The organism is Streptomyces sp. DH10, from assembly GCF_029813805.1.
Classification (GTDB): domain Bacteria; phylum Actinomycetota; class Actinomycetes; order Streptomycetales; family Streptomycetaceae; genus Streptomyces; species Streptomyces coeruleofuscus.
Window position 1 is genome coordinate 19,630 of the sequence record NZ_JARVKU010000002.1, and the last position, 13,703, is coordinate 33,332.

The 13,703-nt window shown below is 71.0% G+C and carries 12 protein-coding genes; 5 read left to right on the forward strand and 7 right to left on the reverse strand.

The genetic code is table 11. From position 1 onward, the window contains the following. Positions 1–2 precede the first annotated feature (2 nt). The gene (locus QC385_RS03590) at positions 3–1,001 is read left to right on the forward strand and encodes an inorganic phosphate transporter (RefSeq protein ID WP_279539789.1); all 999 of its coding nucleotides are present in this window, start codon (positions 3–5) and stop codon (positions 999–1,001) included. A 123-nt stretch (positions 1,002–1,124) separates the two neighbouring features. Here the strand turns inward: QC385_RS03590 and pstB are convergent, their stop codons facing one another. From pstB to QC385_RS03625, 7 genes are all read right to left on the reverse strand, one after another. Beyond that, positions 1,125–1,901 carry a phosphate ABC transporter ATP-binding protein PstB gene (pstB, locus tag QC385_RS03595; protein ID WP_279539790.1) on the reverse strand — a complete coding sequence of 259 codons (777 nt, stop codon included), beginning with the start codon at positions 1,899–1,901 and terminating at the stop codon, positions 1,125–1,127. Between the two features lie 44 nt (positions 1,902–1,945). Beyond that, positions 1,946–3,004 carry a phosphate ABC transporter permease PstA gene (pstA, locus tag QC385_RS03600; protein WP_279539791.1) on the reverse strand — a complete coding sequence of 353 codons (1,059 nt, stop codon included), beginning with the start codon at positions 3,002–3,004 and terminating at the stop codon, positions 1,946–1,948. Further along, entirely contained in the window at positions 3,001–4,002 is a 1,002-nt protein-coding gene (gene pstC / locus QC385_RS03605; protein ID WP_279539792.1) for a phosphate ABC transporter permease subunit PstC, read from the reverse strand. The genes pstA and pstC overlap by 4 nt, the downstream gene beginning before the upstream one ends. A gap of 101 nt (positions 4,003–4,103) precedes the next feature. Further along, a complete protein-coding gene (gene pstS / locus QC385_RS03610; protein WP_279539793.1) occupies positions 4,104–5,225 on the reverse strand; it encodes a phosphate ABC transporter substrate-binding protein PstS in 1,122 nt (373 codons plus the stop codon). A gap of 239 nt (positions 5,226–5,464) precedes the next feature. Continuing rightward, positions 5,465–5,914, reverse strand: coding sequence for an NUDIX hydrolase (locus QC385_RS03615; protein WP_279539794.1), 450 nt, complete (start codon positions 5,912–5,914; stop codon positions 5,465–5,467). After that, positions 5,911–7,047, reverse strand: a complete 1,137-nt coding sequence (locus QC385_RS03620) for a CHAD domain-containing protein (protein WP_279539795.1) — start codon at positions 7,045–7,047, stop codon at positions 5,911–5,913. Before QC385_RS03620 ends, QC385_RS03615 begins: the two co-directional genes overlap by 4 nt. Next, positions 7,028–9,394 carry an RNA degradosome polyphosphate kinase gene (locus tag QC385_RS03625; protein WP_279539796.1) on the reverse strand — a complete coding sequence of 789 codons (2,367 nt, stop codon included), beginning with the start codon at positions 9,392–9,394 and terminating at the stop codon, positions 7,028–7,030. The genes QC385_RS03620 and QC385_RS03625 overlap by 20 nt, the downstream gene beginning before the upstream one ends. A 561-nt stretch (positions 9,395–9,955) precedes the next feature. Here QC385_RS03625 and QC385_RS03630 point away from each other — a divergent pair. Genes QC385_RS03630 through QC385_RS03645 form a run of 4 tightly spaced genes read left to right on the forward strand, consistent with a single transcriptional unit; the run spans position 9,956 to position 13,696 of the window. Then, positions 9,956–10,498, forward strand: coding sequence for an RNA polymerase sigma factor (locus QC385_RS03630; protein ID WP_279539797.1), 543 nt, complete (start codon positions 9,956–9,958; stop codon positions 10,496–10,498). Continuing rightward, a complete protein-coding gene (locus tag QC385_RS03635; protein WP_279539798.1) occupies positions 10,495–11,331 on the forward strand; it encodes a zf-HC2 domain-containing protein in 837 nt (278 codons plus the stop codon). Before QC385_RS03630 ends, QC385_RS03635 begins: the two co-directional genes overlap by 4 nt. Continuing rightward, on the forward strand, positions 11,328–12,188 hold the full coding sequence (locus QC385_RS03640; RefSeq protein ID WP_279539799.1) for an ABC transporter ATP-binding protein: 861 nt from the start codon (positions 11,328–11,330) through the stop codon (positions 12,186–12,188). The genes QC385_RS03635 and QC385_RS03640 overlap by 4 nt, the downstream gene beginning before the upstream one ends. Then, on the forward strand, positions 12,185–13,696 hold the full coding sequence (locus QC385_RS03645) for an ABC transporter permease (protein ID WP_279539800.1): 1,512 nt from the start codon (positions 12,185–12,187) through the stop codon (positions 13,694–13,696). Before QC385_RS03640 ends, QC385_RS03645 begins: the two co-directional genes overlap by 4 nt. Positions 13,697–13,703: the final 7 nt, after the last annotated feature.

Below are 13,703 nucleotides of genomic sequence, written 5' to 3' on the forward strand. Positions count from 1 at the left end.
TCATGGACACCTTTGCTCTGGTCGTGACCATCGGGGTCGCGCTCTTCTTCACGTACACCAACGGTTTCCACGACTCGGCGAACGCGATCGCCACGTCCGTGTCGACGCGGGCGCTGACGCCGAAGGCCGCGCTGGCCATGGCCGCGGTGATGAACCTCGCCGGTGCGTTCATGGGCTCCGGGGTCGCCAAGACCGTCAGCGAGGGGCTGATCCAGACGCCCGTGGGGTCGAAGGGGATGGGAATCCTCTTCGCCGCGCTGGTGGGTGCGATCACCTGGAACCTGATCACCTGGTACTTCGGGCTGCCGTCGTCCTCCTCGCACGCGCTGTTCGGCGGCATGGTCGGGGCGGCGCTCGCCGGTGGCACGACGGTCTACTGGCACGGAGTGCTGGAAAAGGTCGTCATTCCCATGTTCATCTCCCCGGTGGTCGGTCTGCTGGCCGGTTACCTGGTGATGACCGCGATCATGTGGATCTTCCGGAAGGCCAACCCGCACAAGGCCAAGCGGGGGTTCCGGATAGCCCAGACCGTCTCGGCGGCCGGTATGGCGCTGGGACACGGGCTTCAGGACGCGCAGAAGACGATGGGCATCGTGGTGATGGCGCTCGTCATCGCGGATGTCGAGGACTACGGCGATCCGATCCCGGTGTGGGTGAAGATCGCCTGTGCGGTGATGCTGTCGCTGGGGACGTACGCCGGTGGATGGCGGATCATGCGGACGCTGGGGCGGAAGATCATCGAGCTGGATCCGCCGCAGGGGTTCGCGGCGGAGACGACGGGGGCGTCGATCATGTTCACCACGGCGTTCCTGTTCAAGGCGCCGATTTCGACGACGCATGTCATCACGTCGGCGATCATGGGGGTCGGGGCGACGAAGCGCGTGAATGCCGTGCGGTGGGGTGTCGCCAAGAACATCATCCTGGGGTGGTTCATCACGATGCCGGCCGCGGCGGCGGTGGCCGCGGTGTCGTTCTGGATCGTGAATCTGGCGTTCCTGTAGGCGCTGCCCGGCGCAGCCGAGTGAGTACGCGAACGGGCCCGCCCCTGGGAGAGGGGCGGGCCCTTTTCGGCCTCGCGGTGGCACCGCCATGCAGCACCGCGAGGGGTCTCGGCGGGGGCGGGCTCAGCCGAAGCGGCCGGAGATGTAGTCCTCCGTGGCCTGGATCGACGGGTTGGAGAAGATGCGCTCCGTGTCGTCGATCTCGATGAGCTTGCCGGGCTGGCCGACCGCCGACAGGTTGAAGAACGCCGTGCGGTCGGAGACGCGCGCCGCCTGCTGCATGTTGTGCGTCACGATGACGATCGTGAAGCGCTCCTTCAGTTCCCCGATCAGGTCCTCGATCGCCAGGGTGGAGATCGGGTCGAGGGCGGAGCAGGGCTCGTCCATGAGCAGGACGTTCGGCTCGACCGCGATCGCCCGCGCGATGCACAGACGCTGCTGCTGGCCGCCGGAGAGGCCGGAGCCGGGCTTGTTCAGGCGGTCCTTGACCTCGTTCCAGAGGTTCGCGCCCTTGAGCGACTTCTCGACGATGTCGCTCAGCTCGCTCTTCTTGTAGTTGCCGTTCAGGCGCAGGCCCGCCGCCACGTTGTCGAAGATCGACATCGTGGGGAAGGGGTTCGGGCGCTGGAACACCATGCCGACCTCGCGGCGCACGGACACCGGGTCGATGCCCGACCCGTAGAGGTCCTCGTCGTCGAGGAGCACCTTGCCCTCGACCCGGCCGCCGGACGTCACCTCGTGCATACGGTTCAGCGTGCGCAGGAACGTCGACTTGCCGCATCCGGACGGGCCGATGAACGCCGTCACCGAGCGCGGCTCGACGGTCATCGAGATGTCCTCGATCGCCTTGTGGGAGCCGTAGTAGGCGGTCAGTCCGCTTACGTCGATTCGCTTGGCCATGATTGCTTCACTTCCAGACAGTCAGATCAGTCGCTGTGGCCGCGTCAGCGACCGGTCTTCGGGGCCTTCCAGCGGGCGATACCGCGGGCCACCAGGTTCAGGATCATCACGAAGGCGATCAGGGTGAGCGACGCCGCCCAGGCGCGGTCGTACGCCGTGACCTCGCCCGATCCGTACTGCTGGTAGATGTACAGCGGGAGCGACGCCTGAGCACCCTCGAAGGGGTTGGCGTTGATGAACTTGCTGCCGAACACCAGCAGCAGCACGGGCGCGGTCTCACCGGCGATGCGGGCGATGGACAGCATGATGCCGGTGGTGATGCCGCCGAGCGAGGTCGGCAGGACCACCTTGAGGATGGTGCGCCACTTGGGCACGCCGAGCGCGAGAGAGGCTTCGCGCAGCTCGTTCGGGACGAGCTTGAGCATCTCCTCCGTGGAGCGGACGACGACCGGCATCATCAGGATCGCCAGGGCGAGTGACCCGGCGAAGCCGAAGGGCTGCATGTCGAACATCAGCATGAGGCTGAGGATGAACAGGCCGGCGACGATCGACGGGATGCCGGTCATGACGTCGACGAAGAAGGTGACGGCCCGAGCGAGGTTGCCGCGCCCGTACTCCACCAGGTAGATCGCGGTGAGCACGCCGACCGGCGCGGCGATCAGCGTCGCGAGGCCGACCTGCTGCAGCGTGCCGAGAATGGCGTGGTAGATGCCGCCGCCCGTCTCCGCGTCGGTGACCACGCCCATCGAGTGGGTCAGGAAGTAGACGTCGAGGACCTTCGTGCCGCGTTGGACGGTCGACCACACCAGCGAGGCCAGCGGCACCACGGCGAGCAGGAACGCGACCCACACCAGTGAGGTGACCACGCGGTCCTTGGCCTGGCGGCGGTTCTCGACCCGGGCCGCGATGACGTACGTACCGAGGACGTGCAGGATCGCGGCGATCAGCGCCCACTGGATCTTGCTGTGCAGGCCGGCGGCGGCGCTGATGCCGAGTCCGAGGGCGACGGATCCGGCGGCGATGGCCCACGGGGCCCACTTGGGCAGCTGGCCGCCGCGCAGGGTGCTGGGGCGCTTGGCGGCGAGGGAGGGTGTGGTGCTCATGCGTTGGCCCCCGAGTACTCCTTGCGGCGGGCGATGATCGCGCGGGCCGCGCCGTTGACCAGCAGGGTGATGACGAACAGGACCAGACCGGAGGCGATCAGCGCGTCACGGCCGAACTCGCTGGCCTCGCTGAACTTGCTGGCGATGTTCTGGGCGAAGGTGCCGCCGCCCGGGTCGAGCAGGCTGGTGTGGATCAGGAAGTCGGGCGAGAGCACGGTGGCGACGGCCATCGTCTCGCCGAGGGCGCGGCCGAGGCCGAGCATCGAGGCGGAGATGACGCCGGAGCGGCCGAAGGGGATGACCGCCATGCGGATCACTTCCCAGCGGGTGGCGCCGAGCGCCAGGGCGGCCTCCTCGTGCATCTGCGGGACCTGGCGGAAGACCTCGCGGCTCACGTTGGTGACGATCGGCAGGATCATGATCGCGAGCAGGATGCCCACGGTGAGCATGGAGCGCGGGGCGCCGTTCTGCCAGGAGAAGATGCCGGTCCAGCCGAGGTAGTCGTCCAGCCAGCCGAAGAGGCCGGTCATGTACGGGACGAGGACCAGGGCGCCCCACAGGCCGTAGACGATCGACGGCACGGCGGCCAGCAGGTCGATCACATAGGCGATGGGGCCGCGCAGCCGGCGCGGGGCGTAGTGCGTGAGGAACAGCGCGATGGCGACCGAGACCGGGACCGCGATGACCATGGCGATGATCGAGGAAATGATCGTGCCGTAGGCCAGGACCGCGATGCCGAAGACCGGCGGGTTGACACCGGTGTTCCACTCGAAGGTCGTCAGGAAGTTGCCGTCGTCCTTGCTGATGGCGAGGACGGCGCGGTAGGTGAGGAAGCCCGCGATCGCGGCCATGATCACCAGCAGCAGAATGCCCGAGCCACGGGACAGACCGAGGAAGATCCGGTCTCCGGGCCGGGTGGCGCCACGGGCCGCGCGCTTCTGCTCGGCGGTGGGCGGCTGCGTGGGGGGAGGTGCGTCAGCTATCTGTGTAGTGTCCATCGGGTTCTCCGGTCTGCGGAACCGCACGTGCTGTGCGGCCCTTGGCGGCGGTGCACCGGACGGTGCGGTCCGGTCCCGCTGGGGACCGGACCGCACTCAGGTCAGCTCAGGCTCTCGACGGTCGTGCGAACCTTGGTGATGATCTCTTCGGGCATGGGCGCGTAGTCGTTCTCGGCGAGGATCTTCTGGCCGTCCTCCGAGGCCGCGTAGCGCAGGAACGCCTTGACCGCGGGCAGGGTCTCCGCCTTGTTGCCCTTGTCGCAGACGATCTCGTACGTCACCAGGACCATCGGGTAGGCGCCGTCGGCCTTGGTCGCGTAGTTCAGCTCCAGCGCGAGGTCCTTGCCGGTGCCGACGACCTTGGCCTCGGAGATCGCCTTGGTGGCGTTGTCGACGGTCGCCTCGACCGGCTCGGCGGCGCCGGTGTCGATGGCGACGGTCTTGATTCCGTCCTTGGCGTACGACAGCTCGAAGTAGCCGATCGCGCCGGCGGTCTGCTTGACCTGCGCGGCGACACCGGAGGACTGCGGAGCGGACTGGCCGCCCTTGGCCTGCCAGGCCTTGCCGCCCTCGTAGGGGAAGTCCTTCTTGGCGGTGGCGATCAGGTACTTGGTGAAGTTGTCCGTGGTGCCGGACTCGTCCGAGCGGTGGAACGCCTGGATCTTCAGGTTGGGCAGCTTCGCGTCGGGGTTCAGCTTCGCGATCGCCGGGTCGTTCCACTTGGTGATCTTGCTGTCGAAGATCTTGGCGATCGTCGCGGAGTCCAGGGCGAGCTTGTCGACGCCCGGGACGTTGTAACCGACGGCGATCGGGCCGCCGACCATCGGCAGGTCGATGCCCTGGCCGCCGGAGCAGATCTTCTTGGAGGCCGCGACCTCGTCGGGCTTCAGGGCCGAGTCCGAACCGGCCCAGGGGACCTGGCCCTGCGTGAACGCGGTGACACCGGCACCGGAACCGCCGGCCTTGTAGTTGATCTCCACCTGGCAGGCCGCCGAGAACTGCTTCACCCAGGCGTCGACCGCGTTCTTCTGCGCGGAGGAGCCGTCGGCGAGGACCTGGCCCGAGGCGTCGTCACACTTGATGTTGCTCGGCGCGGCGGCGTTGGAAGAGCCTCCGCCCGGGTTGCCGGTCTCGTCGGAGCCGCACGCCGTGAGGGCCAGGGCGCCGGAGACGGCGAGAGCACCGAGAGCGAGGGCCCGCCGGTTCATGCGCTGAAGCTTCACTTGAGTTCCTTCCAGGAGCCGCCGTCCTGAATCGGCGGCGTGCGAAGTCTGGTGACGCTGGACGAGACCGCGCACAGCAGGCGCGGCTCGCATCTGGCACGGCCGAAATTAGACAGATCAGGTGAAGGCGCCGATGGCCACACATGAACGAGGGGTGAACCCCTGCCTAAGGTGCGGTTAGGTCACGGAATGCTTACGGGGAGAGCACGTGCGGGTTCCGCTTCCCGTACCGGAAGGGCTCAGTCCGGTCTTCCGGCCTGTTGTGGCGGGTTCAGCACGGCGAGCAGCGCGTCGATCAAGGTGCGGTCGTGGGGCTGGGTGAGGCGGGCGCGGGCGGCGAAAGGTGTCAGCCACAGCACCCGGTCCACCTCGTCCGTCGGGGAGAACGCGCAGGACGTCGCCTCGGCCGCCCAGTAGCGGACCCGCTTGGGGCGGCCGTTCGCCAGGTAGTGCTGGGTGGGCAGCTCGGCGCCCGGCTCGGCCCGGCAGCCCGTCTCCTCGGCCACCTCGCGCAGGGCGCCGGCGAGCGGCTCCTCGCCGCGCTTCAGCTTGCCCTTCGGCCAGGACCAGTCGTCGTATTTCGGCCGGTGTACGAGGCAGAGCTCCAGCTCGCCGGTGACGGGGGAGCGGCGCCACAGGACGCAGCCGGCCGCCTGAACGGTGGTGTCCTCGGGGGAGCCGGAGCTCACCGGGTGCTCACCGCCTCCGCCTCCTTCTGCCAGGCCTGCTGGAACGCGAAGCGTGCTGCCTCCACCTCGTGCCGCTGGTCGGCGTGGAGCACGCCGAGGGCGTACGCGGTGGCCGGGGCGATACGGGGGGTCCGGGCCGCCTGGGCCGCCGCTGCCGACGCCTCCGAGGCGTCGCGGTGGCGGTTGAGGGCCTGGCCGGCGGAGAGCAGGCGCAGGTCCACGACGGAGGTGCCGTCGGGTTCGCCGCGGACCGCTTCGCGGGCGTAGCGGTGCAGGCGCAGGAGCAGGCGGACCTGGTGCCAGGGGGCGTCCTGCGGGTGCGGGACCGTGTCCGGGGACAGGCCGTGGACGAGTGCGGCGGCGTTGTACGGGTGGCCCGCGGTGACGAGGGGGAGGGCGGTTACGGCGTCGGTGAGGCGGTCCTTCGCGGCGGAGGCGAGGGGGCGGAGGTCCGTGGTGGCCGCGGATCGGGTCAGGGGGACCTCGCTGGCCAGGACGGCGACCTTGTCCGCGATGGCGTGGAAGCGGCTGGAGCCGAGGGCTTGCAGGGCCGTGGAGTGGGCCCGGGTGCGGGCGAGTGTGAGCTGGCGGTCGAGTAGGGCGCCTGCTTTTGCTGCTCCTACTGTGAGGTTGCCGCGTTCTTGTGCCGGGGCCGGGGGGTTGCGCAGTCCGGTGTCGCGGGGTGCCGCCCTCTGTGGGACGGGCGCCGCCCCAGCGGCACGACCGCCCGCAGCCGGGGCGGCTTCAGCACCCACCTGGGCCGGCAACGCCGTGGAGCCCGACAAGCGGTGCAAGGCGCTCAGCAGGCGCTCCAAGCGGGCCGTGTACGCGTGCTCCATCGCCAAGGTGCCCGAGACCCAGGCCAGTTCGGGGCGCATTCCCTCGCACCAGTCCGTGTCGAGGAGGGACTGGAACGTGTGCAGGCTGGCGCTGATGCGGCGGGCCGAGCGGCGCAGCGCGCGGGCCGCGTCGACGGATCCCTCCGCGCCGTTCGCCATGGAACCGGTCTCCCGGTGCAGGCGCAGCGCGCGGAGGAACTCCGTGGCCTGGGCCCTCAGGTAGCCCGCGAGGGCGTCCCCGGTGGGGGCAGGGCCGGCCATGGGGTCCGTCGGGTCAAGGTGTCGCTGTGCCACGCCGGCGCCTCCGGGCGTCTATGAGCATCTCCTGGACGTTGCGCAGGGGCTGGCCGTCCGCGTCGGTCGCATGCCGGGTCCACTCGCCGTCCGGGCCGAGGTGCCAGGAGGCGGTGCCGTCGGACATGCCGGTCTCCAGCAGCCGGTTCAGGGCCGCCCGGTGGGCCGGGTCGGTGACCCGGACCAGGGCCTCTATCCGGCGGTCGAGGTTGCGGTGCATCATGTCGGCGCTGCCGAACCAGATCTCGGGCTCGCCGCCGTTGCCGAAGGCGAACACGCGTGAGTGCTCGAGGAAGCGGCCGAGGATGGAGCGGACCCGGATGTTCTCCGACAGGCCCGTAACGCCCGGGCGCAGCGCGCAGATGCCGCGCACCCACACGTCCACCGGCACGCCCGCCTGGGCCGCGCGGTAGCAGGCGTCGATGACGGCCTCGTCGACCATCGAGTTGACCTTGATGCGGACGTACGCGGGCCGTCCGGCGCGGTGGTGCTGGATCTCCTTGGTGATCCGGGAGACCAGTCCGTCGCGCAGCGACTTGGGGGCGACCAGGAGGCGGCGGTAGGTCTCGCGGCGGGAGTAGCCGGAGAGGCGGTTGAAGAGGTCCGAGAGGTCCGCGCCGACCTGCGGGTCGGCCGTGAGCAGGCCGAGGTCCTCGTAGAGGCGGGCCGTCTTCGGATGGTAGTTGCCGGTGCCGACGTGGCTGTAGCGGCGGAGCGTCTCACCCTCCTGGCGGACCACCAGCGACAGCTTGCAGTGGGTCTTCAGGCCGACCAGGCCGTAGACCACGTGGCAGCCGGCCTCCTCCAGCTTGCGCGCCCACTTGATGTTGGCGTGCTCGTCGAAGCGGGCCTTGATCTCGACCAGGACCAGGACCTGCTTGCCGGTCTCGGCGGCCTCGATCAGGGCGTCGACTATGGGGGAGTCGCCCGAGGTCCGGTACAGGGTCTGCTTGATCGCCAGGACGTCCGGGTCGCCGGCCGCCTGCTCCAGGAAGGCCTGGACGGAGGTGGAGAACGAGTCGTACGGGTGGTGCAGCAGGACGTCCCGTTCGCGCAGGGCGGCGAAGATGTCCGGCGCGGACGCCGACTCGACCTCGGCGAGGTCGCGGTGGGTGCCGGCGACGAACTTGCGGTACTTCAGCTCCGGCCGGTCCAGGGAGGCGATCCGGAACAGGCCCGTGAGGTCCAGCGGGCCCGGCAGCGGGTACACCTCGGCCTCGCTGATCTTCAGCTCCCGGACGAGCAGGTCCAGGACCTCGCGGTCGATGGACTCCTCGACCTCCAGGCGCACCGGCGGCCCGAAGCGGCGCCGCATGAGCTCCTTCTCCAGGGCCTGGAGCAGGTTCTCGGCGTCGTCCTCCTCGACCTCCAGGTCCTCGTTCCGGGTGAGGCGGAAGGCGTGGTGCTCCAGCACCTCCATGCCCGGGAACAGCTCCTCCAGGTGGGCGGCGATGACGTCCTCGATGGGGACGTAGCGGCCCGGTGAGCTCTCCAGGAAGCGGGACAGCAGCGGCGGCACCTTGACGCGGGCGAAGTGCTTGTGGCCCGTGACCGGGTTCCGTACGACGACGGCCAGGTTCAGGGACAGGCCGGAGATGTACGGGAAGGGGTGGGCCGGGTCGACCGCCAGCGGGGTCAGCACGGGGAAGATCTGGTGCCGGAACAGGGTGAACAGGCGGGCCTGCTCCTTCTCCTGGAGCTCGTTCCAGCGGACCAGGTGGATGCCCTCCTCCGCGAGTGCGGGGGCGACGTCCTCGTGGTAGCAGGCGGCGTGCCGGGCCATGAGCTCGCGGGAGCGGGCCCAGATCATCTCCAGCACTTCGCGCGGCTGGAGGCCGGAGGCGGAGCGGGTGGCCACGCCGGTGGCGATACGGCGCTTCAGTCCGGCCACCCGGACCATGAAGAACTCGTCCAGGTTGCTGGCGAAGATCGCGAGGAAGTTGGCCCGCTCCAGCAGGGGCGTGTTCGGGTCCTCGGCGAGTTCGAGAACGCGTTCGTTGAACGCGAGCCAGCTGCGCTCCCGGTCGAGGAAACGGCCCTGTGGCAGCTGGGGCCCGTCGTACGGCGACTCCTCGTACGCGTCGAGGTCGGCGTCGATGTCGGGTTCGAGGTCGGAGACGGCCGCCGCGATGGTGTGCGGCCGGTGGGCTGCTATGGAGCCCACGGAGGGCTGCGCGTGCTGGACCTGTGCCTGGGTGTTCGGCTGGCTCATGGACCCATTCTTCCGCGCCGCGAGCATCACGGGCGCGTCGGAAAGCGCGGGCGGGAGCGGGGGCGTCACATGAGTGTTCCCGTTCCCCTCAGGCCCCTCTCGGGGCGGTGAAGGCTCTGGCACGGCGGGAGTCATTGGCCGAGCCTCGCAAGCCCGTCTGAATCGATGGTTACGGAGACATGACGTGTGGGATAGCGCAGGGCGGCTCGCGGGGGTCCGGGAGAGGGCGGTCGGGCCAGGTGCGCGGCCGTCCACAGGTTGTGGACGGTTCCCGCGAGCGCCCCAGGGCGGGTCGCGCGTCCATCCCCTCCCGCTGGAAGGACGCGGGCCCGGTTCAGGGGAGGCGGCGGGCCAGGAGGGCGAAGGCGGCTGCCGTCGCCGTGGCGGCCACTGCCGGGAGGATGCCGGACTCCACGTACTGGAGTGACCGGAAGTGGGATCCGGGGTGGAGCTCGGCGTGGGTGAGCGGGACGTCGTCTCCGGCACGGGGTCTCCCCGACGCCGTCCCGCAGGGGTGTCTTCCAGGAGACCTGGAAGGCCGAGGGGGCAGTTCGATGCCGCCGCGCGACGCGGGTGACGGTCGGCCGGAGGTCCGCCGCTCGGAAGCGTTCCAGGAGGCGGCGAGAGCCGGAAAGTCACCGGAAAGTCAAGGGTGCTTTCGTGAACCGTTCGAGCCGGGCGGTCCGATGAGGAGACGTGAGCGAAATGAGAAGCGACGGGGAGCTGCTGCGGGCCGTTGCCGCGGACGCCGACCGGCGTGCCTTCGAGGAGCTGTACCGGCGGTACGCGCCGTGGCTCCGCGCCCGGCTGCGGGGCCGGTGCGCCGACCTGGGCGTCGTCGACGACGTCGTGCAGGAGACGTTCCTCGCGGTGTGGCGGGGCAAGGCCCGCTACCGGGAGGAGGGCGATGTGGCCGGGTGGCTGTGGCGCATCGGGTCGCGGCGGCTGGTGGACGCGCTGCGCGGTGACGGGGCGCGCGGGCGGCTGCGGCAGGCGCTGGCGCGGCTGCGGCACCGGGACGAGGTGTCGGCGGAGGAGCGCGTGCTCGCGGGTGTGGAGCACGGGGACCTCGCCGGCGCGCTGGTCCGGCTGTCGCCGGAGCTGCGTGCGGTGTTGCAGGCGACCGTCATCGACGGCCTGACGACCCGGGAGGCCGCCGTGCTGCTGGGGATTCCGCCGGGGACGGTCAAGACGCGGGCGATGCGTGCCCGCAAGCAGTTGCGGGAGGCGTTGGCATGAGCTGGCACGTGCCTGAAGAGGATCTGCGCGCTTACGCGCGCGGCGAGCTGGCGGCACCGGCCCTGTGGTCGGCCGACGCGCACCTGGGCGCCTGTGCCGCGTGCCGGGGCGTGCTCGCCGAGGTGAGTGACCCGGTCGCGCTCGACGAGGGGTGGGAGCGGCTCGACGCCGAGCTCGACGCGCCCCGGGTGGGGCTGCTGGAGTCGCTGCTGGTGCGGGCCGGGGTGGCCGGGCACACCGCACGGCTGCTGGCGGCGGCGCCGGTGCTGCGGCGGTCGTGGCTGGGGGCCGTCGTCCTCGTGCTGCTGCTGAGCGTCGGGGCGGGGCATGTCGCGCACAGCGGGGAGTTCCCCACGCTGTTCCTCGCTCTCGCGCCGCTGCTGCCGCTGGCGGGCGTGGCGCTGTCGTACGGGCCCGCGCTGGATCCGACGTACGAGATGGCCGTCGTCGCGCCGATGCACGGGTTCCGGCTGCTGATGATCCGGACGGTGGCCGTGCTGGGCGTGGTGCTGGGGCTGAACGGGCTCGCGACGCTCGCGCTGCCCGAGTACGGACTGCGCGCGCTGGCCTGGCTGCTGCCCTCGCTCGCGCTCACCACGACCGGGCTGGCACTGACGCCCCGGCTGGGGCCGGTGCTCGCGCCGTCGCTGGCCGGCGGGGCGTGGGTCGGGCTGCTGGTGCTGGCCGAGGCGCTGCGGGCGGGGCGCGAGGCGCCGCTCGCGCCGTTCACCGCCGCCGGGCAGGGCGTGGCGGCGCTGGTCGCCGCCCTCGCCGCCGGTCTGCTCTTCCTCCTCCGTGACCGATTCGACCTCTTCCAGGGACGTGCCGTATGACTCCGACCGTGTCCGCCTCCGGGCTCAGCCTCCGCTACGGCGGCACCCACGCCCTCGACGACGTGTCGCTGCGGCTGACCCGCGGCGTCACCGGGCTGCTCGGGCCCAACGGCGCCGGCAAGACCACGCTGCTGCGGGTCCTGGCCACGGCCCTGCCCGCCGACCGGGGCGCCTTCACCGTGCTCGGGCACGACCCGGGGACCGCGCGGGGCAGGCAGGAGGTGCGGCGCCGGCTGGGCTATCTGCCGCAGACGCCTGGGTTCCACCCGGACTTCACCGCCTTCGAGTTCGTCGACTACGTGGCGATCCTCAAGGAGATGACCGACCGGGCCGCCCGGCACCGCGAGGTGCGGCGGGTGCTCGACGAGGTCGGACTCGCCGACGTGCGGGGCAAGCGGATCCGCAAACTGTCCGGCGGCATGCGGCAGCGGGTCGCCCTGGGCGCCGCCCTGGTCGGGGACCCCGGCTTCCTGGTGCTGGACGAGCCCACCGTCGGGCTGGACCCCGAACAGCGCATGCGGTTCCGGGAACTGATCGCGGGAGCCGGGGAGGGACGCACGGTGCTGCTGTCCACCCACCAGACGGAGGACGTGGCGATGCTCTGTCACCGGGTGCTGGTTATGGCCGGCGGCCGGGTCCGGTTCGAAGGCACTCCGGCCGAGCTGACGGCGCGGGCCGCCGGGCGGGTGTGGAGCAGCACGGAGCGCGATCCGGACGCCAAGGCGGGGTGGCGTACGGGGACCGGGGCCTTCCGGAACGTGGGGGATCCGCCGGACGGGGCCGAGCTCGTCGAGCCCACCCTGGAGGACGGCTACCTGCTCACCCTCGACGGCGACGCCGTGGAGGTGACGGCATGACGACGGTGGTGGAGAGGCCGGTCGTGTCCGATGTACGGCCCGGGTCCTCGGGAGCGGCCGTGGTGGCCTTGGCCCTGTTCGAGACGCGCCGGCTGCTGACGAGGCCGCCCGTGATCATCGCCTTCCTCGTGTACCTCGGCTGGACCGTGTGGCGCGGCGGGACGGACTGGGACGGCTACCCGGCCCTCCAGGACGTCGACCGCGCCACCCAGGGCGCGCCGATGCTGGTCGGCCTCGCGGTCCTGCTGTCCGTCAACCACGCCGCGCTGCGCTCGCGACGGCACGGGACGGAGCACCACTTCTCGGTGCTGGTCCTCCAGCCGTGGCGGCGTACGGTCGCCCATGCGCTGTCGGTCGTGGCCGCGGCCCTGCTCACCGCCTTGTGTGTGGCCGCGCAGTTCGGGCGGGAGGCGCTCAGGCCCGGGGCGATCGGGCACGGTTCGGTGGCCGAACTGCTCGTGGGGCCGCTGATCGTGTTGCTGTCCGGGCTGGTCGGACTGCTCATGGCCGGGCTGGTGAGGTCGGCTCTCGCAGGCCCGCTGACGGTGGTGTTCTTCCTGTTCCTGACCCTCTTCAGTACGGGCACGAGCGACGGCTGGAGCCGGTGGCTCATGCCGGTGGTCGTCGAGCCGACCGCCAACACGCTGCCGTCCGACCTGCTGGGCCGGCCCGCCGTCTGGCACGCGCTGTACCTGGCCGGGCTGGCGCTGTGCGCGGGCCTGGTGGCCGTGCTGGCCGCCGGTGGCCGCAAGCCGGTGGTGATGGCCGGGGTCGCCGGGGCGGTGGCCATGACGCTGGTGGGCGGAGTCGCCCAGGTCGGCGGCGACTCGCCCGAGCTGGTCAAGGCCCGGGAGCGGGCCACAGTGAACCCGGAACTGGTGCAGTCCTGCGTCCGGCGGGACGGGTCGACGTACTGCCTGTTCCCCGAGTGGGGACCGCGGGTCGCGGACTGGGCCGGGGTCGTGGACCGGGTGCGGTCCCTGGCCGGGGGAAGCGCCCATGAGCAGAAGGTCGTCGTACGGCAGCGGATCGAGGCCCGTTACGGGCTCTCCGGCGATGGTGCGCTGACGCCCCTGGAGCGTTCGCACGAGGTGACCGTGGGCACCCGGTGGGGCGGAAACCGCGTCCCCGAGTTCTCGGCGGCCGTGGCCGGCGTGCTGGTCGCGGGGAACGAGAAGGCGTCCACCTCGATGTGCGACGGCCGCATGGTCACCGTCATGTGGCTGGCCCTGGGCTGGGAGTCCGACCCGGTGGCGGCCCTGCGCCGAGTCCGCCTCGAAGACAGCGTGACCGGCTCGTCCTTGGTGCTCCAGCCGACCGACGGTATGTACATGACGGACGCCCAGACCGAGGTCCTGCGCGAACTGCTGGACCGGCCCCGCGGTGAGGTCACCGCCCGCGTGAAGTCCCACTGGGCCGAACTGACCGAGCCGAAGGTGACGGCGGCCCGGGCGGCGGCGCTGCTGGGCGTGAAGGCACCCGAGGGGGACGACAAGTGCCTCGACTGAGCGGGGA

Coding starts and splice junctions, on each gene's coding strand:
- QC385_RS03635 (WP_279539798.1), top strand. CDS start 10,495: ATGAGCTGGCACGTGCCTGAAGAGGATCTGCGCGCTTACGCGCGCGGC.
- pstA (WP_279539791.1), bottom strand. CDS start 3,004: ATGAGCACCACACCCTCCCTCGCCGCCAAGCGCCCCAGCACCCTGCGC.
- QC385_RS03640 (WP_279539799.1), top strand. CDS start 11,328: ATGACTCCGACCGTGTCCGCCTCCGGGCTCAGCCTCCGCTACGGCGGC.
- QC385_RS03645 (WP_279539800.1), top strand. CDS start 12,185: ATGACGACGGTGGTGGAGAGGCCGGTCGTGTCCGATGTACGGCCCGGG.
- pstC (WP_279539792.1), bottom strand. CDS start 4,002: ATGGACACTACACAGATAGCTGACGCACCTCCCCCCACGCAGCCGCCC.
- pstB (WP_279539790.1), bottom strand. CDS start 1,901: ATGGCCAAGCGAATCGACGTAAGCGGACTGACCGCCTACTACGGCTCC.
- QC385_RS03625 (WP_279539796.1), bottom strand. CDS start 9,394: ATGACTCCCGCCGTGCCAGAGCCTTCACCGCCCCGAGAGGGGCCTGAG.
- QC385_RS03590 (WP_279539789.1), top strand. CDS start 3: ATGGACACCTTTGCTCTGGTCGTGACCATCGGGGTCGCGCTCTTCTTC.